Here is an 18,200-nt window from a genome sequence, read left to right as displayed (position 1 = left end):
AATCATATAGTTGACTTCTCAATAATTATAATCTAAAGATGTATATTAAATATATCTATATTTTTTACATAAAAAGAAACCCACAAATAGTGGGCTAGGTGGTGTTACTTAGTTATTACAGGTCGCACCTTAGAATTTGACCTTGAATTTATAATAACAGGATTATATTTCAGAAATAAGAAACCCACCGAAGTGGGTCTGTGCGAGAGAAATACTATCCTTAGTATTGCTGTGTGATGATAGGCTAATTAGATGACATAATCATTTAAATATGCTTGATATGTGAGCAAGTAGACTATTTTTTCTTATTATAAAAAATGATCAGCAATATCAGGATAATAATCAGAATTACTGCAATTACAGCTCTTTCCATTACGACCACCTATAGCTTGGGTACGATTCTATATTTTAACATTTAATGTCGAAATTTGACTTATAGTAATCTAGAGCTGATTCCAAATCAGACAGCAATTTACTTTCTGTGTATTCACCTAGTGATAGCTTCATTAGTGATGGCATGTAATTGGTTTTGTATTCAGTAGGGTAGTCTTTACATAGGATCTGAGTTCGAGCATCTTGTATGGTATTGGGATCGTCCAGTTGATCTAGGTATTTACCAATCTTTTCATCTGATTGCTCAAATTGAGCTGTGGTAGTTGGATTATCTGATTGTTCAGATGTTGGCGGCTCAGCCTGTTTATCACAGCCAGTAAGAGTGATTAGAAAAAGGGTAATTGTAAGAATTTTTGTTTTCATGATTGGTTTTTCTAGTTATTGGTGAATGAATTATAACGGGGGATTGGTAAAAGAAAACCCATCACAAGGATGGGTTGTTTGGAGTCTTTGAGATGGATTTAACTGAATCGGAATTTGAAGCTATTCGAGAGATGTTGATTGATATTCAATTAGCATTAAGCTCAAGTCACAACACCATAACGACAGATAATGTGGATGCTCAACCTAATGAACTGCAGTGGAGAATTAATCATGCAGAATACCTAGAAAAAACTAATAAAATAGCAAATCTTTTGGGTATTAACCTTTGTAGTTCCCCTCGATGTACGCATGATAGTAATTCCCCTTAGATGGGGCAGCCATTAATTCATTAAATACCCGAAAAGGAACATTGTAGAAGGTATAAATTGTTGAATGACTTGTGAACTGAATGCCCAGCTGGTTTGTATCAGTATCATACCCAATGGCACGTATAGCACTAGATCTCACAGGAATCATATTCATTGCACTTCTCCACCCGATCCAAAGGACTGCGTCGGGGTCGCAGTTTCCAATCTCTATATTGATTAGTTATTTATATATCTGAATACTTTTCTAAAAATTCATCTATCCATCCTTGAGCCACTTCAAGATTGGTTATGTCAGTCAGCTTTAGATTGGTTTCTTCTGCTTCGTTAAAGCCTTCAATAATGGCATCAAAGATATTTGCTTCACTAATGACCTCAAGTGCCATTTCCGCAGCATCATAGCTTTGCTTGGCTTTTTTAAGCGAGGCTATTTGTTTATCAATTCCTGCTCCAATTTTATCTAATGCCAATTTAAATTCTTGACGATTAATCGTTAGGGCAGTTTTGGATTTATTAAGGGTTGCGATCATTATGTTCTCTTTTCTTTTAGTAATTTTAATTACCCAGCAAGCCAAATTTGAAGATCCAACAGGATCGAGGTATTTATTATTTCCTAAATCTTTCTATATAGACCGACTACCTTTCCCACCAATCGGCAATCTTCCGTTAATTTAATTATCTGCTCAGGCCAATTGGGATTTAAAGGTTGAAGATACTTATCCCCACCTTCGATAATTAATTTTTTAAAAGTAGCTTCGGTTTCACCACTACACGCAATGATAACCAGATCATCAGTTTGCAAATCAAAAGTCTGAATATCTGGATTTACATAAATGCGGTCACCTGGCTTGAAGTCAGGTTTCATGGAATTACCTACAACAATTAAGCCGTAGCCATTCTTTCCACATTCTTTTATTGGTGGTAGGTATTCATCTATTTCCGCATCTTTTAATACTGTTTCAATATCCCCAAATGATCCAGCAGCAACCCAAGAAATAACAGGGATGGGGCGACCTGCAAGAACAAATTTTTGAGATAGATCGATATTGTTATCGAATCTAACCGGTGCTTCTTTACCAGTTAATAGCCAATCATCACTTACACCTAAAAATCTTGCGATGAGCTTCAATTTTCCCGCCTTAGGCTGGCTGTCTCCATGAATCCATTTTCCAACTGCAACCCCTGATACCTCGGTTGCTCTAGCTAAATCCGCAGGCTTATAACCTTTTTCTTTTAATTTTTCTTGAAGGCGTAGATGGAAGGACATAATCAAATCCATAACAAAAATAATCTTAACTAATGTTAATACATTAAGTTGAAACTGTGGTTAAGGTGTGATAACTTTAGTTTATTAACTACAGTTAAGTAGAGAGCGCCATGAAACCTAGTGACCTTATGAGCCATTTTGGCTGCAAAACAAAACGTGAGTTATCTCAAAAAACAGGGTTTTCCGAAGTTACCTTGTGGAAATGGGAAAAAAAAGGAATTCCCCCACGCACTCAAGCAACTTTTGAAGTTTTATCCCAAGGCAAATTGAAAGCCGATCTACGTGCTTTAACTGCTTAAACCAATTATCAAGTAATTGATAAATTTAATAAACGTGAACTTAATCAAAGGATTCACATGGATATATCGAAAGAGACCAAAACCGCATTGCACAAGATGGTGCACCAATCTGACGGCATCACTCCAAAAGAAATTGCTGATGTATTGGGTGTATCACACAAAACTGCTTTGAATTATGCCAATCCAAATATGGAGCAGCATTTACCAAGCCTAAAATCGTTTGAAGCAATGCTGACTTACACCCAAAACCCAGCGGTACTAAAAGCATGGGCACACAAATTGAACTACGTTCTAGTTCCAGTGAGTGACACGGAAGGCAAGGAACATCAGTTAAGCGTACTTGAATCCTTGCTGGGTATGAATGTTGGTGCTGGTCAAGCGAATAAGCAGGTTTTAGGTGCTTTGGAAGATGGTGTCGTGACACCTTCAGAAATGGATGAGACAGATCGCATCCTGGAAGAAATTGAACACAAAATCCAGTCTTTGCGTAAAGCCATGAAAGGTGAGTGTGCGAAGTATTTATCAGCTCTACAACGAGAAAAAGCCTGATTTCTGAGATCAGGCTTTTCAAATTCATAAACTGGAGTAAATGAATATGAAATCAAATTTAGCATATGAACCACTAATCAACAAGCACCTCACGATCAACAGGGGTGTTAAATGAATATTTGTCAGTATTGCGGAGAAGAAGAAGCTGAGCGCTACTACGAAACTATTCACCCTGAAGTGGTGCTTTGTAATCCGTGTGCAAACATGATTATCAATGTTGTGCACAAAGCTCAATATGGACGCTATTTGTTTTGGAAAGAAGAAGTTCCCGAACAAAAGACTTACACAAAAAAGAAAATTCGCATGTCTCTACGTATGCAGGTGTATGAGCGTGACGGATTCAGGTGTGTGACATGTAGCGCGAAAACAAACCTTTCGCTTGATCATATCAAGCCAGAAGTACTAGGTGGGGAAGCAACTCTTGAAAACCTCCAAACCATGTGCAAATCGTGCAATTCAAGAAAAGGAGCTAGATATGTCGAAGCTTCTAATTAATGAATCACCTTTGCAAGTCCAGCCATCCTTAGCAATGGCTATAGGATTAAATGAGGCAATATTTTTACAGCAATTACATTATTGGATGGGTGCATCACGACATCACCATGATGGAAAAAAGTGGGTTTATAACACCTATTCTGATTGGTTGCTTCAGCTCAAATATTTGTCACTTCCAACCCTAAAACGAACAATTAAATCACTTAAAGATCGTGGATTATTGAGTGTTGAGCGCTTCGATAAATTACGTTCAAATCAGGTCAATTATTATTCAATTAACTACGATGTTTTAGCAATTATTGAATCCAATATTACTCAAGCTATTGATTCTATTGATCGGCTCAAAATGAGCCAATGCAGTAGCTCAAAACGCACCAATGCAGTAGCTCAAAATGAGCCAATCCATCAGCTCAAAATGAGCCAATCTCCATTAGCTCAAAATGAGCCAATCTTAACAAGAGAATACCAAGAGACTACTCAAGAGATTACACAAGAGAAGATTGTTGGGAAAAAAGAAAAAACTAAATTCTCTTTTGAACAAGCTTTGAGTTTTGAGTTACCAGAAGGCGTTGATCGAAACCTATGGATTGCATACATCGAAATGCGTCAGGCAATGAAAAAGATGCCAACCCAAAAAGCAGTTGAACTTGCAATTAGTGATTTCACCAAATGGGGATTTGAGAAAGCTAATCAATCTCTTAAAAACTCCATCACAAGTAATTGGACTGGTTTGTTTGAACCTAAACAGGCTGTCCAGACATACACCAATGCTTACTCTAGACATCAAACCCAAGCATCAACCCGAATGTCTGAAATTCAAGAATTAATCGCACAAGAGGAGCAAGGCAATGCAACTTACGGCTTTTAATCAAAACCTTGGTCCAATTAATTCAGCACAGCTCGTTGGTGTGTTTAAAGCGATTGCACCACGTTCATTTGAGAAAACATTTGATGGTGTGGCTACAGCACAAATCAACACAGCAATGAAAATCTGTATTGATGGTCTAACTCATGATCAGGTGAATTTTGGATTATCCCAAGTTCGTGATAACGGCTTTTGTCCAGATCCAGCAATGTTCCGCAAGTGGTGTTTGGGTATTACTGGTTTTGGTACTGAACAACAGCGCCTACAAGACTCATTCAAGGGTAAGCATGCAGCTCTGGCAAACATCATCAAATGGGTAGGTGATAACAACCACGCAATCACCAATGCAGAAAAAGAATCGTATGACCGATGCTATGAAATGTTTACTGCTATCGAGTGGGCCAAAAATACGGATCGCGCAATGTATTTGGCTTATGAAGCATTTAAGGATAACTACGCTGATGTCATTCAAGAGCTTGCTTTGAGCGGAACAAAACAAGCCATCTGGGTGAAACCTAAAGTGATTGAAAGCAAGCCTATTGCTTTGGCTGCCAAACCTAAATCAATGCTTCCAGAACAATCACCTGAAGAAAAAGCATGGATTGAAAATCGCACTAAGGAATTGCAAGAAACAGGATTAAGTTTTCCAAAAGCATTACTTGAAGCAGGGAAAGAGTTCAAGTGTTTAGGAGGTGGGGTGTGAAGATTCTGATTGCTTGTGAGAAATCTGGTGCAGTACGTGACGCATTTATTAAGTCGGGCCATGATGCCATTTCGTGCGACATGCAGCCAAGTGATTCTAACTTCGGCCCACATTACCAAGGTGATGTTCGCGACCTCTTGGATTATCCATTTGACATGATGGTTGCTCATCCACCATGTACGCACATTGCTGTGAGCGGTGCCACCTGGTTCAAAGAGAAAGTGCTAGATGGCCGTCAACATGCAGCAGTGAGCTTTTTCATGATGCTGGCCAAAAGCACTATTCCTCGAATTGCTATCGAAAATCCAGTTTGCATTATGTCGAGCCTATGGAGAAAGCCGGATCAGATTATCCAGCCATGGCAGTTTGGTGATGAGGCTCAGAAAACAACATGCCTATGGCTAAAGGGTCTGCCATTGCTCAAGCCGACGGATGTTGTTGATAGGGGTGAATTTGTGGTTTCTCCAAGTGGGAAACGCATGCCGAAATGGTATTCAAATGCCAAATTTTCAGACCGCTCAAACATTAGATCCAAAACATTCCAAGGAATTGCTGATGCCATGGCTATGCAATGGGGTGGTGATGTACGTGAAGGTGATCAGGGTGATTTATTTGGAGGTGTCGCATGAAACACCCATTAGACAATAAAACCGTGGATTGCTTTAACTCGAAGTATGCAGTCAAGCATGGCGAAAGAATGATTCTTGTGCTGAAAAATGTCACCAGTAAGCGTGGTCGAACCAGCATGAAAGAGGTTCAAGGATGGATTGGTATTAGTAGTTCTGCCAGTGGAGCTTTTGTACGTCAGTTGATTGCTGAGGGTTATCTAGAAACCAATAGCAAAAGACCAGTAAGCCTTAAAGCGACTGACAAAGCCAAGCAAATATTTGGGGTGGATGTATGAACTTAATCGAAAAATTGGGGTTAGGGAAGTGTAAGGCGATTGTGGATGGGGCGCCTGAGGGGGCGACGCATGCGAACACCAGCTCTCACTTTAAAGAAAACGATTATGGGGTTTGGAGTATTTGGGCTGGATATTGGAATTCTGGTTTTAGATGGCCTGAAGGGGAGATGTTCTTATTGGAAGACCTCCGCAACGCCATTGCTGACCATGAACGCACAGATACGTGCACCGACAGCCGCAATCACATTAGCCCTTTGACTGAGGTGTTTGAGCGATGAGTGATTTTGAAGAGTACATAAAAAACAAAAATCCAGAAGATTATGTTGTGCTGTCCACCATGTACGCAAATCAAGCCATGAGTGAGTTGTATCCAGATCAGTTTGAGGTATGGCAGCACCAAGGAGCTGAAATCGAACTCCTTAAAGCCCAACTATCACTGCAACGTGACCGGAACAAAGCATTAGAAATTGAGCTTACCAGTTCCCGAAATTATGGGGATAAATTGAATGAGAGGATTCGCAAGGTTTCATGGCTCTTAGGAAATAATGGTTTTGAAAGAACAATAAAAAATTGCTTAAAGATATTGCGAGGTGAGCATGAGTGAGATCGGCTTGGTTAGTGAAGATCCTGATGAGTTTGCAAAGGCTGTTAGTCACTGCAAGGGATATACACCTGAGTGTATTTCAAATGGAAAATGTCAATCTGGTGAATGCTTCCAATCTAAACCAGTCATTTGTGTTGATAATTATGCAGAAGGCGAGATTAAGCGACTTAATAAAATTATTGAAGATTTACGGGTTAAGCAAACACTCTTTGAATCAACAATTGAACATCACATCTGCCAACTGGATCAGAGCTATAAATCCTTAAAAACCGCATTAAATGAGCAAAGGCGGTGGGCAATACATTTTGCGAGACAACGGTTTTTAGACCTACAAAAAGATTTAAAGAGAGATGCCAATGACATCAATCTCACTCACTGAATATCACAAACAGTATGGCGGTGGTCGTAAGACTGCCACCAAACGCAACAAATTTAACGCTGTGGCAATTGAAAAGGATGGAATGAAGTTTGATAGCAAGAAAGAGTATCAACGCTATATCGAGCTTACAGCGCAAATGCAGAAAGGGGAAATTCAAGATTTAAAGTGTCAGGTCAAATTTGAGTTGGCACCGAAAGTAAAAATTGCAGGTGAGAAGAGGGCAAAACCTGCATTGAGATATTTTGCAGATTTCACATACCTGAGCAATGGCGAGCTGATTGTTGAGGATGTGAAGTCAGTGGCGACAAGAAAGTTGGCAAGTTTTAGAAATAAGAAACACTTGATGAAAACAGTACACGATATAGACGTTAGAGAGATTTAAGGGGATTGGGATGAATGCAGTAGCGGAAAAATTTGAACAATTTGAATGGTTGACTCATGGCATTACAGCAAAGTCACCGAATTTTGAACCGAATATACATGGCACTGGGGAGAAGGCTTTGGACTATCAAGATCGTTTAGGGGCTATTGCAAGCATGGATACCCAGTTGGCAAAGTCGGTGACAGCGCTAATCGTGTTTGATGGTAAGTGTGAGAGTGACTATGAATATGTGCGTAATCACCTGGCTAAAATCATGTTGGCTAATGCGACTGAAGACAAGAAGCGCGAGCCTGAACATATTGCTATGTATCATTTAGCTTGGCAGATTGCACGCATGGTTATAGATTTTGCATTAGATCCAGATTTAGAGGATAACTACACTGCCAAGGGTCGTTTGGCTTATGTTGGCATTGGTGGTAATCAGATGGGTGTGGATACCTATCGTATGACGTGGAAGGGTTATGAAAAACTGATGGTACTTGCTATTGAATCTGCTATCGGTGAGGCATCCAAGGCTATTGAGATGTATAAGAAAAATACTTACAAAGAAATGCGAGCCTAGGTATTTCGTTTTAGCGAAGACTAAGGTATAGTTTTACTATACTGGTCGTATTACGGTTTATCCGAGACCAACAAAGAATTGGGTTGTGTGACATATGTGGGTCTTAAAACTGGCATTGTGTCCTCCCTGAGTTGCTTTGAATTTGTATCTTTCTTGAAATCTGGGTTTGAAACTGCCTCGCTTTTATCAACTTTTGTTTTTATTAGTGGTATTTCAACTTATCTTAAAGGGTTTTATATGAATAAATTAGATTTATGGTGCGATTGGCTTCTGCGGAGTAGGATTCAAACTTAAATCAAGAGATATAAAGGCGTGGTAGTTTGGGCTAATAGCAAGTCAGGCGGGTTTAACTCCCGCTCTCCGCACCAAATTTTATAAAAAGCTCATCGAAAGGTGGGCTTTTTTGACATTGCTTGGTCATAAAAATAAGCGATAATGACTTTTTTGTTTTTGAGCTTTATTGAAATGGCAATTCTAACTGTCAAGAAACTAGATAATACTCTTAGTGAGTTAGCAGTTAATCACAAAAAGCCAGAAAAAATATTAATAGGTTATAAAGCTTATGCTGAGCTAATGGATGATCGTAAATTTTTTGATGAAGTAGCAGGTTCAGCGATGGATCCAAGCAAAAGAAAATACAAGAATATTAAAATTAAGGTCACTCAAGATGATTATCAGCTTGAGATTAAGTGCTCAAAAGAATAAGTTTATATTTCAAAGAAAGCTCGGTCATTTGATCGGGCTTTTTTAATTTTTGGTAAAATTATAGGCTTTTATGCCATTGATCCTTTATATGTACTGAATTAAAAATAAGATTTACAGTAATGATTAAAAAATGGTCAAGCCATGGAAGGGAACAGAATTATTGTTTTAAGTAGTGTATTTTTAATATGTCTATGCTTTCTTTGCGTTTACGTTTACGCAGAACACAAGAGGGCTAATTCAGAGAGAATCAGACAATTGATAGGAGAAGCTAAGATTTCTTTAGCGAATATTGATCAGTAGGGATATTAGATAGGAATAAGCATATTGTTATACCGAGAAAAGAAAATAACTCAAAGTAACGAGTCAAAACAGTTCTAGTATGTTTTCTATACTTTGTTATCTTAGATTGGGTGATATATTTTACCACTACCAAGAAATAAAAGAAGATGGACTAAAAAGTATAAAATAGGCTAAAAGATTAGCCCGCTTAATATAACCCCTGTTAAGCGGGCTTTTTATTTACTTATTTCAAGTAAATTTTATTGTAATTTTTTGCCAATGAGTAATAAATCATCTTATATAGAATATGCGGCATAGAATCTATCGCTGTAGTTTCTTATTTTATTTTTACCTCCTTTCGTAGGAGGTATTTTTTTGCTTGGAGAAAAGTTTTTCGAGTAATGTTGAATAGTATTTAGCCCAAATAAAAGGGCTTTTTCAATGTATCAAATTCTTATATTTTTTAGAAAAATACTGATACATCGTTCTGAGTATTTTAATTAAATTGCAGGCATTGCAAAATATTTAAATTGATAATTCGACCAATTTTTGTTCATCTTATTAATAAATAATAACTTAACCAAAACACCTTCAAACAGAAGACTTATATTTCTTATACTTTTCAAATGAATTGTTAGTGATATATTTTAGTTATTCCAAGAACTTAACAACTAAAACAATGTAATGTGAATTGAAAAGCCTACTTGATTTTAGACAGTTAAGTAGGCTTTTTATTTACAGGAGGAAAACAATGCTTAGATTCCTAATATGTTTATTCGGCCTACACGGTGCGACTGAGATCGACTACACGAGTGATGATGAAGAAATCAAAGTATGTCGTGATTGTTTAAAAGAATTTTAAAAAACCTCATTATGCGGTGAGGGGAGTAGAACCCCTAAACTATATTTAAGAATCAAAAGGATCACTCCGCTTTTCTTTGATTTCTAAAAAAATTATAACCCCAGCAAGAATGAGTAGCCCTGCGAGTTCTAAAAAGAATAGATCCTCGGAAATTATTCCTAGCGTAGAACAAACGATAGCAATACAAACCAAAACTGCTAAAAATCCAGAAAGTACAAAAAGAAAGGACTTATTCATGATGAGTAATTATTATTTAATTAAAGTGTGATCAAAATAACAGAATTAGTAAGTTGTACTTAATGTAAATACTACGAATTAAGTACATTTTAATCGATAACTCAAATCGCCGAACGTATTACGGCACATAAAAGCCCTCACAGTTACAGCTGCTGAGGGTTTTTCTTTTCTTATTTGAAGTATCCGGGAATACCGGAAGGTTGGAACCGTGAATCGAAAACAAAAGAAAGCAAAACGATTGAAAGCAACTCAACACACTAAATCACAAGCTCGGGCTTATTTCACTCCACATGAACAAGAAAGTGTTCAGACGTGGAGTGAGGATCAAAAGCAACTTGATCGTGAAATTAATGAGTTATTTGAACCCTCAAAGAATACCAGTACATGGTGCGCACTCATTATTGCAGTCTGCATGCTGATCACGCTTTGGATTTATAAAGTTAATACTTGATGAGGTGATCCATGGACATAGTAGATGCAAAACGGAATTTAGAACTGTTGCAAGCCAATCGAGCACGGTTATTGAATTACAACCACCTGTACTCGAACCACGCATTCAAAGAAATGTGCAGTGCTGAGTTGCGCAAGGTGAATACTCAGATTTACGGCATTGAAGAGCAATTAAATGCGGAATCCAAAAAGACTCGCAGCAATTCGAAAGTTGCCGTGCATTCGTTGCGGCAATCCCGATAGTCAGGCAGCGCATTCAAATTCAGCCAAGCATGGCAAAGGTCGAAGTATTAAGGCGAGTGATGAATTCACGGTGCCGCTTTGCTTTAAATGCCATGCCTCATTCGACCGTTTTGAGTTGGGCACCAGGGCAGAAAGTGAAGTGATGTTTGATCAGTGGTTGGTTAGAGTGAATCGGATGTTAAGCCAAGCAGATAAGGAAATATTTTAAATTACAACTCTAGGGTTATTGTACTAATATAACTCTAGGGTTATACTTGCTTCATATCGTAATTATGGAGGATTGAATGAAAAGTCTGGACTTAATCAAGATGATTGAGGAGGACGGTTGGTATCAGGTTAGGTGTAAGGGTGATCATTATCACTTCAAGCATTCAACCAAGAAGGGGTTGGTTACAGTCCCCCATCCTAAAAAGGATTTACCAATCGGCACTTTGAAGAGCATCTTGAAGCAAGCGGGTCTAAAATGACCCGCGGCAATTCCAGATAGTTTTAAATTTAATCCTTTTTTTGAGGTTGTGAAGTGTTGGAGTATTGAAATGTTATATCCAATCGCAGTAGAGAGAGGCTCAGATACAGAAGCCTACGGTGTGATTGTTCCTGATATTCAAGGGTGTTTCTCAGCAGGAGATACTTTTGAAGAAGCTCTTGAAAATGTCAAAGAGGCAATCGCAGGACATTTAGAAATATTGGCCGATGATGGTGAAGATATCCCTTTAGCATCAGAAGCTGCTAAATTTTTAAATGCTGAAGAATACAAGGGTATGATTTGGGCAGTTGTAGATATTGATGTCAGTCGCTACTTAGGTAAGGCTGAGAAAGTAAATGTAACTTTACCAAGTCGATTAATTCACTTAATTGATGATCGTGTGAAAAAAGATAATCGCTTTAAATCACGGTCAGCATTCTTAGCAGCAGGCGCAGAAAGACTGTTGCATGCCTAAAGCTTAAGTTAAAAAGAAACCCGTCGAATATGGCGGGTTTTTTATTGGGAGTAGGAAATGCAAAAAGCCGTGTTTCCTATCCAGTCACATGCTGATATCACCAAAGCCATTAGCTTTATGCATACCCATTACACCAAGGCATTAGAAGAAAATAAACCGCTGGTGGTGAGGATTGATCAGAAGCAGGATGACAGATCGGCTGGACAAAATAGGTTGTATTGGATGTGGTTAGGTCAAATAGAGAAAAAGACCGGACAGGATAAAGATTCGCTCCATTACGAGTTTAAGAAGCGCTTTCTGATTTTTATCTATCGTCGTGATGATCAAGAGTTTGAGGAAATGTGCCAGTCAATTGCTAAGGTAAAACTATCTGAGCCGGAAGAGCATAAGGTTATTGGCAAGCAGGTTATTAAGATGACCAGTACAACCAAAGCAACAGTTAAGCAGATGACTGAGTATTTGAACAATGTGCATGATTTTACTGTCATGCAATTGGGTATTCATTTGACTGTGCCAGATGATTTGAAGTGGTGTTATGAAGATGGGTTGAATTAAGTTTTAATGATAAATTATAGGGCTAAATCAACACAAGGCACTACAATGAAAATTATAGCTAAAGATCAAGATACAGGCGAAATAATAGAGTTTGTAGCTGAAGAGGATGTTAGCGATGGTTTTTTGAATTTCTTCTATCATGATCCAGAAGGAAATTTTTTACGGTCAACTAGGCGCCCTTACAAGAAGCTGCCTAGAAACTCAGTAATGCCTAATATGAGTTTCATTATTGATGACAGGTTAATCTTGATTATTGAAATAATAGAATGAAATAAAGCCTCCTGTAGGAGGTTTTTTATTGGGCGCAATTTATGGACGTAGATGCTTATTTCTGGAAAACAAAGAAACGTCCACTTAAAACCAAACCACGTGCCAAGCCATTACCTAAAGCAAAAGAAAAATACTTAGAAGCTGAAGAAGATTTTGAACATGCATTGAATGTATTTGGAATCAAATACGAAAAGAAATTTCAGTTTAAATCTACCAAGCACTGGCGTTTTGATTTCCACTTAATAGAGCACAGAATTTTAGTTGAGATTTCAGGTGGTCCATGGTCAGGCGGACGGGGTGGCAAGCTTAAAAATAAGGCTTGGAGTATGGATCGTTATGACCATGCTAATGAGATGGGCTTTACAGTCGTTAGATTGGAATCTGCACCACGATATAAAATTGATGAATTTGGTCCAATGCAAATTGAATCTAATTTCGCATCGCAATGGCTTAAGAATTTAAAGGCATCTTATGTACCAGTTCAGACCATTCCCACCGACTGACTTAATTGATCGTGCTGAAGAGCAAGAAGCGATTTTGTTGGCACCTGCAACAGAACTAAAAGAATGGGTCGTTAAAAACTGGCTCACGATTGGTGGTGAACTCCATAACCCGGATCATGATCACATTGCCGAGCTACTGCATGACAATGAAGAGTTTCTTGCATTCTCTTGGGCATCATCTGCTGCCGTTGCTAAAAAGCGTATGGTTTTAGGTCAATGTGAAAAGGTCATGTTTAATCAGGGTGGATGGAAGAAAGCACGGCAAGAACAACAGATGCGGGATTGGTTTGGATTTGTACCTATTTATCTAATAACTGTAGATGCTACTTTCTGTGAACAAGCCTCAGATCGCGAGTTCTGCAGGTTGATTGAGCATGAGCTTTATCATATTGGTGTTGAACGCGATGCAGATGGTGAAATAATCTATAGCGACCATACTGGCCTACCTAAGCATTATCTGGCTGGCCACGATGTTGAAGTGTTCTTCGGTGAAACAAAACGATGGGGTGCGGATGAGTCTGTAAAACGACTTTTGGAAATTGCCAAGAATGCTCCATTCGTATCAGAAACTAATATTGCTGCGTGTTGTGGGAACTGTGTGATTAATTGAGCCTAAGGGCTCTTTTTTTTGCCTATTTTGTTTTACGTAGTTTTACAAAGAGGTAATTATGGCAACACTAAGGGAGCCTATAAAAATCTTTATAGTTCAGTCTCTTGCTTGCTTTGATACACCTCAACAGGTAGCTGATGCTGTAAAACAAGAATTTGGTATTGAAATTGAGCGCCAACAGGTTTCAGCCTATGACCCAACCAAGTCTACTGGTAAGAATCTCAGTAAAAAATTAAAAGATCTTTTTGAACGCACTCGAAAAGACTTTAAAGAAAATGTTGAAGATATTCCGATTGCAAACAAGGCCTTTCACTTTAAAGAACTCCAACAGATGTATGGTGACTACACAAAAAATAAAGTCATGAAAGCCAAGGTCTTAAAGCAAGCCCAAGGACTTATTCAAATGGGTAGTGCTGGCCCAAGTGGGCTATCCGAAAAAGAACAGATTGAAATTGAAATGAAGCGCTTGGAGTTGGAAAAACTCAAACGTGAAGTAAATCCACCAGAAACAAGACCTCCTGAGGAAGATTACAAAATCAGCCTAAGACCTGATGAGGAAATTCCAAATGAGCCAATTCTTTAATCCTCCTGATGGCGCGGTTCAATTAACACCGAAACAAGCAAACATATATTTGTGGGGCTGGCAGCCTGAAGCACGTTTCCGTGATGCGGTGTGTGGTCGACGTTTTGGTAAAACCTTTTTAGCTAAGGCTGAGATGCGTCGAGCTGCAAGACTGGCTGCAAAGTGGAATGTTTCAGTTGAAGATGAAATTTGGTATGGGGCACCTACTTTTAAACAAGCAAAACGTGTTTTCTGGAAAAGATTAAAACAGGCAATTCCTCCTTCATGGCGTGCAGGAAAGCCAAACGAGACTGAATGCACGATCACTTTAAAAAGTGGTCATGTCATGCGTGTGGTTGGATTAGATAACTATGACGACCTTCGTGGATCTGGTCTATTTTTCCTGATCATAGATGAATGGGCAGACTGTAAATGGGCAGCGTGGGAAGAAGTGCTGCGCCCAATGCTTTCAACCTGCAAGTACATCATTAATGGTGTGCAGCGTGTTGGTGGTCATGTACTGAGGATTGGAACACCTAAAGGCTTTAACCATTGTTATGACACGTTCATGGATGGTCAACCCGGTCATGAGTCTGATTGTCGAAGCTTCTCCTATACGTCACTACAAGGCGGAAATATTCCAGAATCGGAAATCATTGTTGCTAAGCGCAAGATGGACCCGAAAACATTTAGTCAGGAATATGAAGCCAGTTTTGAAAGTTATCAGGGCGTTATTTATTACTGCTTTAATCGCGTACTGAGTGGATCGAGTGAAACGGTTCAGCCTAATGATGTGCTGCACATCGGCATGGACTTTAACGTCACCAAAATGGCAGCGGTTGTTTATGTGCGTCGTGGTGATGCTATGCATGCAGTCGATGAGTTTGTAAATCTGTTTGATACACCGGCAATGATTGAGGCGATTAAAGAGCGTTATCCAGGTTATGAAGTGGGTATTTATCCCGATGCTTCAGGTGATAACCGTAAATCGAATAATGCCAGTGAAACTGATATTGCGATGCTTCGAGATGCTGGATTTAGTGTGTATGCAAACTCAACCAACCCGGCTGTAAAAGATCGCATTAACTCCATGAATTCGATGCTGTGCAATACGATGAGTGAACGACGATTATTTATTAACAGCAATAAATGTCCACACTTTGTGAAGTGCCAAGAGCGTCAGATTTATGACGACCATGGACAACCTGACAAAAAGTCAGGATTTGACCATATGAATGATGCCGGCACATATCCAATTGCTTACTTATTCCCGATCAATCACGAAGTCACCCGACTCGACATCCCTATTTTTGGAAGAAAAAGATGAAAGGCATAACCTCAAAACATGCTGATTATCTCAAGCACATTAATCTTTGGACAAAAGTAGATGATGTTTGTGAAGGTCAGGAAGTCATAAAAGCAAAAGGAAAAACCTATTTACCTGTTCCAGTAACTTTCGGGGATGGTGATGAAGAGCGATTTAAAGAGTACTTAAATCGTGCGGTATTTTATGGTGTGACTGGTCGCACTCTGAATAGCCATGTTGGTTCAGCATTTAATAAATTGCCCGACTTCAAGCGTCCAGATGATCTGGAATATCTGGATCGAAATGCGGATGGATCAGGTCGAAGTATTTATCAGGCTTCACAGCACGTGCTTCGACTTATTTCAAAGCATTATCGCTGTGGTGTGTACGTGGATTATCCTCAAGTTGCGCCAAGTCGAAATCGTGCTGAAGATAAGCTGAAAAATGCCTTTCCAATGATTCATATCCTAAAAGCCGCATTGATTGAAGACTGGGACCATATTATTGTCGGCAATCAGAAAAAGACTTCGTTCGTAAAGATTCGCGAGTCAGTGGCCACGCGATCGGAAGACGGCTTTGGTCGTGAAAGCAAGGATCAGTATCGGGTATTACGCCTTGAAGAGAGTGAAGCTGGACACGTGTATACAGTTCAGATTTACACGCAGAATGAAAAAGGCGAATGGATTGAGGGTATCAAATACGTTCCAACCGATTACCACGGCAAAACATGGTCCTATATTCCATTCACATTTTGTGGTGCTGTAGATAATACAGATGAGATAGGGAATGCACCTTTATTGGAGCTTGCTGAAATAAATCTGGCACATTATCGCAATAGTGCCGATGTTGAAGAATCAGGTTTTATTGTGGGTCAACCGATCATCTCAATGCCAGATATCAGTACCGAGCAATACAAGATCATTAAAGAAGATGGCTTGGCTATTGGCGGGCGTTCTGGATTCCCGACCAAGATTGAGATTGTTCAGGCTGAGCAAAACAATCTCGCTAAAGCGCTGATGACCGATAAATGGGCACAGATGAAGGAAATGGGTGCTCGGTTAATCGAAGTTGGATCTGCGAATAAGACTGCTACACAGGCTGACAATGAAGACTCTGTGCAACATTCTGTGTTATCGCTTGCGGTATCCAATATCAGTGAAGCTTTTCAAATGGCTTTGCGCTGGTGTGCAAAATTTTCATTGCCAAATCATGATTTAAGCCCTGATGAATTGAACTACGTTATTTCGCAAGATTTCAACAAACCTAAATTCAGTGAGGAGCGTGCCAAACGTCTTTATGAGGCATGTGTGGGCGGTAATTTACCTTGGGTGGTTTGGTATCAGTATGAGCAGACTGGCATCTTCTCCGAGGAAAAATGGGAAGAAATTCAGAAGAAAATAGAACAGCGAAATGATGGGGTTGATTGATGAACATTGCAGCGCAAAAAGCCTTACTTGATGCGCTGAATCAACATCAAGTTTATCTGTACCGGGCCTCATCTCAGAACGTAAATGATCTAATCAAAGTCTTTGATCAGCTGTCCAATGAGCAGCTGCTTAAATTAAACGAGCTGTTCGAAGATTTAACTGAATCAGAGCGTAAAGCCCTACAAGGTCTTAACTTTTCAAGTAAAGCAAAAGCCAGTCGGAATATTGAGGAAATCAAAGCCACTTTAAACGAGTGGTTTTCTTCATTAAATACCGAACTGCCTGTGATATTTGAACAGTCTGCTGTTGCATTGGCAGTTTATGAGGCTGGCTATACCGTTGCCCTGATGGGTGAAACGCTAAAGATCAATGGTGAAAAGCTTTATCAGAAAGCTAAAAAGGTGCCGTTCTCTGGTGGGCAGCTCGTTGATTATCTCTTTGCTGATATTGCTGCCAGTTTGCGTAAGAAAGTGGAATACGTCATTCGTGATGGCTTTTCACAAGGTCAAACTAATCAGCAGATTATCAATCGAATTAAGGGGCGAAAGTCGCTTGATTATAAAGATGGCTTGCTCCAGTCAGAACGGCATGTCATTGAACGCCAAGTAAGAACAGCTCGAAATCATGTGGGTAATGCTGCTTATATCGATGTGTATAAGGCTCTTGGATATGAGTATGTGAAAGTCGTCGCAACTTTGGATGGTCGCACCTGCAAGTATTGTGGATCGATAGATGGCCGTGTTTATGACATTGATGATCCGACTAGACCACGCTTTCCAGTGCATCCCAATAACCGTACGACTTATATTGGTTGTGACAAGGATGGAAATATTGCAGGTCAACGACCATTTGTAATGGATGAGCGCAAGGTTAAAGATATTCCCAAAGAGGAGCGTAAGCATCTCATTGGACAGTTAGATGCGAACACCTCTTTTAAAGAATTCTTTGACCAATCAGATGAGTTCTTTCAGCGCACTTGGTTGGGTAAATCGAAGTATGAGCTTTATAAAAAAGGCGAGTACAGCATTGATAAGTTTGCCGATCCACTGAATAAACGGGGTTATACATTAGCTGAGATTAAGGCTTTAGACCAAAAGACGTTTGAGGCGGTGGGGTTATGAAATCAATTACATCGGTTTTGGATATTAATGAAATTCGC

At 39.3% G+C, this 18,200-nt stretch carries 30 protein-coding genes; 26 read left to right on the top strand and 4 right to left on the bottom strand.

The genetic code is table 11. From position 1 onward, the window contains the following. Window positions 1-408: 408 nt before the first annotated feature. The gene (locus E0H80_RS06420; protein WP_131364208.1) at window positions 409-756 is read right to left on the bottom strand and encodes a hypothetical protein; all 348 of its coding nucleotides are present in this window, start codon (window positions 754-756) and stop codon (window positions 409-411) included. 92 nt (window positions 757-848) lie between these two features. Here E0H80_RS06420 and E0H80_RS16595 point away from each other — a divergent pair, with 92 nt between their 5' ends. After that, window positions 849-1,085 carry a hypothetical protein gene (locus E0H80_RS16595; RefSeq protein WP_165494283.1) on the top strand — a complete coding sequence of 79 codons (237 nt, stop codon included), beginning with the start codon at window positions 849-851 and terminating at the stop codon, window positions 1,083-1,085. Here E0H80_RS16595 and E0H80_RS17120 read toward each other — a convergent pair. From E0H80_RS17120 to E0H80_RS06405, 3 genes are all read right to left on the bottom strand, one after another. Further along, window positions 1,036-1,233 (bottom strand): KTSC domain-containing protein, encoded by a 198-nt coding sequence (locus tag E0H80_RS17120; RefSeq protein ID WP_416224577.1) that lies wholly within the window; start codon window positions 1,231-1,233, stop codon window positions 1,036-1,038. The two genes, E0H80_RS16595 and E0H80_RS17120, sit on opposite strands and share 50 nt — an antisense overlap. A gap of 76 nt (window positions 1,234-1,309) precedes the next feature. After that, window positions 1,310-1,612: a hypothetical protein gene (locus tag E0H80_RS06410; protein ID WP_131364472.1), complete on the bottom strand. Its 303-nt coding sequence runs from the start codon at window positions 1,610-1,612 to the stop codon at window positions 1,310-1,312. Between the two features lie 83 nt (window positions 1,613-1,695). Next, on the bottom strand, window positions 1,696-2,349 hold the full coding sequence (locus E0H80_RS06405; RefSeq protein WP_131364204.1) for a LexA family protein: 654 nt from the start codon (window positions 2,347-2,349) through the stop codon (window positions 1,696-1,698). Window positions 2,350-2,459: 110 nt separating this feature from the next. Here E0H80_RS06405 and E0H80_RS06400 point away from each other — a divergent pair, with 110 nt between their 5' ends. The 25 genes from E0H80_RS06400 (at window position 2,460) to E0H80_RS06275 (ending at window position 18,162) form a co-directional block, all read left to right on the top strand. Beyond that, the gene (locus tag E0H80_RS06400) at window positions 2,460-2,648 is read left to right on the top strand and encodes a hypothetical protein (protein ID WP_131364202.1); all 189 of its coding nucleotides are present in this window, start codon (window positions 2,460-2,462) and stop codon (window positions 2,646-2,648) included. Window positions 2,649-2,705: 57 nt separating this feature from the next. Further along, the gene (locus tag E0H80_RS06395) at window positions 2,706-3,197 is read left to right on the top strand and encodes a phage regulatory CII family protein (RefSeq protein WP_131364200.1); all 492 of its coding nucleotides are present in this window, start codon (window positions 2,706-2,708) and stop codon (window positions 3,195-3,197) included. A gap of 111 nt (window positions 3,198-3,308) precedes the next feature. After that, window positions 3,309-3,692 (top strand): HNH endonuclease, encoded by a 384-nt coding sequence (locus tag E0H80_RS06390; protein ID WP_131364198.1) that lies wholly within the window; start codon window positions 3,309-3,311, stop codon window positions 3,690-3,692. Then, the gene (locus E0H80_RS06385) at window positions 3,673-4,560 is read left to right on the top strand and encodes a hypothetical protein (protein ID WP_131364196.1); all 888 of its coding nucleotides are present in this window, start codon (window positions 3,673-3,675) and stop codon (window positions 4,558-4,560) included. The genes E0H80_RS06390 and E0H80_RS06385 overlap by 20 nt, the downstream gene beginning before the upstream one ends. Beyond that, window positions 4,541-5,260, top strand: coding sequence for a hypothetical protein (locus E0H80_RS06380; RefSeq protein ID WP_131364194.1), 720 nt, complete (start codon window positions 4,541-4,543; stop codon window positions 5,258-5,260). Before E0H80_RS06385 ends, E0H80_RS06380 begins: the two co-directional genes overlap by 20 nt. Beyond that, on the top strand, window positions 5,239-5,889 hold the full coding sequence (locus tag E0H80_RS06375) for a hypothetical protein (protein ID WP_228259959.1): 651 nt from the start codon (window positions 5,239-5,241) through the stop codon (window positions 5,887-5,889). Before E0H80_RS06380 ends, E0H80_RS06375 begins: the two co-directional genes overlap by 22 nt. Then, a complete protein-coding gene (locus tag E0H80_RS06370) occupies window positions 5,886-6,164 on the top strand; it encodes a winged helix DNA-binding protein (protein ID WP_131364192.1) in 279 nt (92 codons plus the stop codon). The genes E0H80_RS06375 and E0H80_RS06370 overlap by 4 nt, the downstream gene beginning before the upstream one ends. Further along, window positions 6,161-6,442, top strand: coding sequence for a hypothetical protein (locus E0H80_RS06365; protein WP_131364190.1), 282 nt, complete (start codon window positions 6,161-6,163; stop codon window positions 6,440-6,442). Before E0H80_RS06370 ends, E0H80_RS06365 begins: the two co-directional genes overlap by 4 nt. Continuing rightward, window positions 6,439-6,768: a hypothetical protein gene (locus tag E0H80_RS06360; protein ID WP_131364188.1), complete on the top strand. Its 330-nt coding sequence runs from the start codon at window positions 6,439-6,441 to the stop codon at window positions 6,766-6,768. The genes E0H80_RS06365 and E0H80_RS06360 overlap by 4 nt, the downstream gene beginning before the upstream one ends. Further along, entirely contained in the window at window positions 6,761-7,147 is a 387-nt protein-coding gene (locus E0H80_RS06355; RefSeq protein ID WP_131364186.1) for a hypothetical protein, read from the top strand. The genes E0H80_RS06360 and E0H80_RS06355 overlap by 8 nt, the downstream gene beginning before the upstream one ends. Next, a complete protein-coding gene (locus E0H80_RS06350; RefSeq protein ID WP_131364184.1) occupies window positions 7,125-7,529 on the top strand; it encodes a DUF1064 domain-containing protein in 405 nt (134 codons plus the stop codon). Before E0H80_RS06355 ends, E0H80_RS06350 begins: the two co-directional genes overlap by 23 nt. Window positions 7,530-7,539: 10 nt before the next feature. After that, complete coding sequence (locus E0H80_RS06345) at window positions 7,540-8,091, top strand: hypothetical protein (RefSeq protein ID WP_131364182.1); 552 nt, start codon at window positions 7,540-7,542, stop codon at window positions 8,089-8,091. 465 nt (window positions 8,092-8,556) lie between these two features. Continuing rightward, window positions 8,557-8,796, top strand: a complete 240-nt coding sequence (locus E0H80_RS06340; RefSeq protein WP_131364180.1) for a hypothetical protein — start codon at window positions 8,557-8,559, stop codon at window positions 8,794-8,796. Window positions 8,797-10,382: 1,586 nt separating this feature from the next. Further along, complete coding sequence (locus E0H80_RS06335; RefSeq protein WP_131364178.1) at window positions 10,383-10,625, top strand: hypothetical protein; 243 nt, start codon at window positions 10,383-10,385, stop codon at window positions 10,623-10,625. A gap of 174 nt (window positions 10,626-10,799) precedes the next feature. Next, entirely contained in the window at window positions 10,800-11,075 is a 276-nt protein-coding gene (locus E0H80_RS06325; protein ID WP_131364174.1) for a hypothetical protein, read from the top strand. 76 nt (window positions 11,076-11,151) lie between these two features. Then, entirely contained in the window at window positions 11,152-11,334 is a 183-nt protein-coding gene (locus tag E0H80_RS06320; RefSeq protein WP_131364172.1) for a type II toxin-antitoxin system HicA family toxin, read from the top strand. Between the two features lie 69 nt (window positions 11,335-11,403). Continuing rightward, window positions 11,404-11,808 (top strand): type II toxin-antitoxin system HicB family antitoxin, encoded by a 405-nt coding sequence (locus E0H80_RS06315; protein WP_131364170.1) that lies wholly within the window; start codon window positions 11,404-11,406, stop codon window positions 11,806-11,808. Window positions 11,809-11,865: 57 nt separating this feature from the next. Then, complete coding sequence (locus E0H80_RS06310) at window positions 11,866-12,363, top strand: recombination protein NinB (RefSeq protein WP_131364168.1); 498 nt, start codon at window positions 11,866-11,868, stop codon at window positions 12,361-12,363. A 45-nt stretch (window positions 12,364-12,408) separates the two neighbouring features. After that, window positions 12,409-12,633 (top strand): hypothetical protein, encoded by a 225-nt coding sequence (locus E0H80_RS06305; RefSeq protein ID WP_131364166.1) that lies wholly within the window; start codon window positions 12,409-12,411, stop codon window positions 12,631-12,633. Between the two features lie 41 nt (window positions 12,634-12,674). Then, on the top strand, window positions 12,675-13,136 hold the full coding sequence (locus E0H80_RS06300; protein ID WP_131364164.1) for a hypothetical protein: 462 nt from the start codon (window positions 12,675-12,677) through the stop codon (window positions 13,134-13,136). Beyond that, window positions 13,105-13,746, top strand: coding sequence for a putative metallopeptidase (locus E0H80_RS06295; RefSeq protein WP_131364162.1), 642 nt, complete (start codon window positions 13,105-13,107; stop codon window positions 13,744-13,746). The genes E0H80_RS06300 and E0H80_RS06295 overlap by 32 nt, the downstream gene beginning before the upstream one ends. A gap of 58 nt (window positions 13,747-13,804) precedes the next feature. Continuing rightward, on the top strand, window positions 13,805-14,329 hold the full coding sequence (locus E0H80_RS06290; protein ID WP_131364160.1) for a DUF2280 domain-containing protein: 525 nt from the start codon (window positions 13,805-13,807) through the stop codon (window positions 14,327-14,329). Beyond that, on the top strand, window positions 14,313-15,635 hold the full coding sequence (locus E0H80_RS06285) for a terminase (protein WP_131364158.1): 1,323 nt from the start codon (window positions 14,313-14,315) through the stop codon (window positions 15,633-15,635). The genes E0H80_RS06290 and E0H80_RS06285 overlap by 17 nt, the downstream gene beginning before the upstream one ends. Then, window positions 15,632-17,041, top strand: a complete 1,410-nt coding sequence (locus tag E0H80_RS06280) for a DUF4055 domain-containing protein (RefSeq protein WP_131364156.1) — start codon at window positions 15,632-15,634, stop codon at window positions 17,039-17,041. Before E0H80_RS06285 ends, E0H80_RS06280 begins: the two co-directional genes overlap by 4 nt. Next, complete coding sequence (locus E0H80_RS06275; protein WP_131364154.1) at window positions 17,041-18,162, top strand: minor capsid protein; 1,122 nt, start codon at window positions 17,041-17,043, stop codon at window positions 18,160-18,162. Before E0H80_RS06280 ends, E0H80_RS06275 begins: the two co-directional genes overlap by 1 nt. Window positions 18,163-18,200: the final 38 nt, after the last annotated feature.

The organism is Acinetobacter sp. ANC 4779, assembly GCF_004331055.1.
Classification (GTDB): domain Bacteria; phylum Pseudomonadota; class Gammaproteobacteria; order Pseudomonadales; family Moraxellaceae; genus Acinetobacter.
The sequence above is the reverse complement of the archived record's forward strand: the minus strand, read 5'-3'. Positions and strand labels throughout refer to the sequence as shown.

Coding starts and splice junctions, on each gene's coding strand:
- E0H80_RS17120 (WP_416224577.1), bottom strand. CDS start 1,233: ATGATTCCTGTGAGATCTAGTGCTATACGTGCCATTGGGTATGATACT.
- E0H80_RS06420 (WP_131364208.1), bottom strand. CDS start 756: ATGAAAACAAAAATTCTTACAATTACCCTTTTTCTAATCACTCTTACT.
- E0H80_RS06410 (WP_131364472.1), bottom strand. CDS start 1,612: ATGATCGCAACCCTTAATAAATCCAAAACTGCCCTAACGATTAATCGT.
- E0H80_RS06355 (WP_131364186.1), top strand. CDS start 6,761: ATGAGTGAGATCGGCTTGGTTAGTGAAGATCCTGATGAGTTTGCAAAG.
- E0H80_RS06285 (WP_131364158.1), top strand. CDS start 14,313: ATGAGCCAATTCTTTAATCCTCCTGATGGCGCGGTTCAATTAACACCG.
- E0H80_RS06300 (WP_131364164.1), top strand. CDS start 12,675: ATGGACGTAGATGCTTATTTCTGGAAAACAAAGAAACGTCCACTTAAA.
- E0H80_RS06365 (WP_131364190.1), top strand. CDS start 6,161: ATGAACTTAATCGAAAAATTGGGGTTAGGGAAGTGTAAGGCGATTGTG.
- E0H80_RS06290 (WP_131364160.1), top strand. CDS start 13,805: ATGGCAACACTAAGGGAGCCTATAAAAATCTTTATAGTTCAGTCTCTT.
- E0H80_RS06315 (WP_131364170.1), top strand. CDS start 11,404: ATGTTATATCCAATCGCAGTAGAGAGAGGCTCAGATACAGAAGCCTAC.
- E0H80_RS06345 (WP_131364182.1), top strand. CDS start 7,540: ATGAATGCAGTAGCGGAAAAATTTGAACAATTTGAATGGTTGACTCAT.
- E0H80_RS06310 (WP_131364168.1), top strand. CDS start 11,866: ATGCAAAAAGCCGTGTTTCCTATCCAGTCACATGCTGATATCACCAAA.
- E0H80_RS06295 (WP_131364162.1), top strand. CDS start 13,105: ATGTACCAGTTCAGACCATTCCCACCGACTGACTTAATTGATCGTGCT.
- E0H80_RS06380 (WP_131364194.1), top strand. CDS start 4,541: ATGCAACTTACGGCTTTTAATCAAAACCTTGGTCCAATTAATTCAGCA.
- E0H80_RS06395 (WP_131364200.1), top strand. CDS start 2,706: ATGGATATATCGAAAGAGACCAAAACCGCATTGCACAAGATGGTGCAC.
- E0H80_RS06280 (WP_131364156.1), top strand. CDS start 15,632: ATGAAAGGCATAACCTCAAAACATGCTGATTATCTCAAGCACATTAAT.
- E0H80_RS16595 (WP_165494283.1), top strand. CDS start 849: ATGGATTTAACTGAATCGGAATTTGAAGCTATTCGAGAGATGTTGATT.
- E0H80_RS06275 (WP_131364154.1), top strand. CDS start 17,041: ATGAACATTGCAGCGCAAAAAGCCTTACTTGATGCGCTGAATCAACAT.
- E0H80_RS06350 (WP_131364184.1), top strand. CDS start 7,125: ATGACATCAATCTCACTCACTGAATATCACAAACAGTATGGCGGTGGT.
- E0H80_RS06320 (WP_131364172.1), top strand. CDS start 11,152: ATGAAAAGTCTGGACTTAATCAAGATGATTGAGGAGGACGGTTGGTAT.
- E0H80_RS06390 (WP_131364198.1), top strand. CDS start 3,309: ATGAATATTTGTCAGTATTGCGGAGAAGAAGAAGCTGAGCGCTACTAC.
- E0H80_RS06400 (WP_131364202.1), top strand. CDS start 2,460: ATGAAACCTAGTGACCTTATGAGCCATTTTGGCTGCAAAACAAAACGT.
- E0H80_RS06385 (WP_131364196.1), top strand. CDS start 3,673: ATGTCGAAGCTTCTAATTAATGAATCACCTTTGCAAGTCCAGCCATCC.
- E0H80_RS06325 (WP_131364174.1), top strand. CDS start 10,800: ATGCGGAATCCAAAAAGACTCGCAGCAATTCGAAAGTTGCCGTGCATT.
- E0H80_RS06305 (WP_131364166.1), top strand. CDS start 12,409: ATGAAAATTATAGCTAAAGATCAAGATACAGGCGAAATAATAGAGTTT.
- E0H80_RS06360 (WP_131364188.1), top strand. CDS start 6,439: ATGAGTGATTTTGAAGAGTACATAAAAAACAAAAATCCAGAAGATTAT.
- E0H80_RS06370 (WP_131364192.1), top strand. CDS start 5,886: ATGAAACACCCATTAGACAATAAAACCGTGGATTGCTTTAACTCGAAG.
- E0H80_RS06340 (WP_131364180.1), top strand. CDS start 8,557: ATGGCAATTCTAACTGTCAAGAAACTAGATAATACTCTTAGTGAGTTA.
- E0H80_RS06405 (WP_131364204.1), bottom strand. CDS start 2,349: ATGTCCTTCCATCTACGCCTTCAAGAAAAATTAAAAGAAAAAGGTTAT.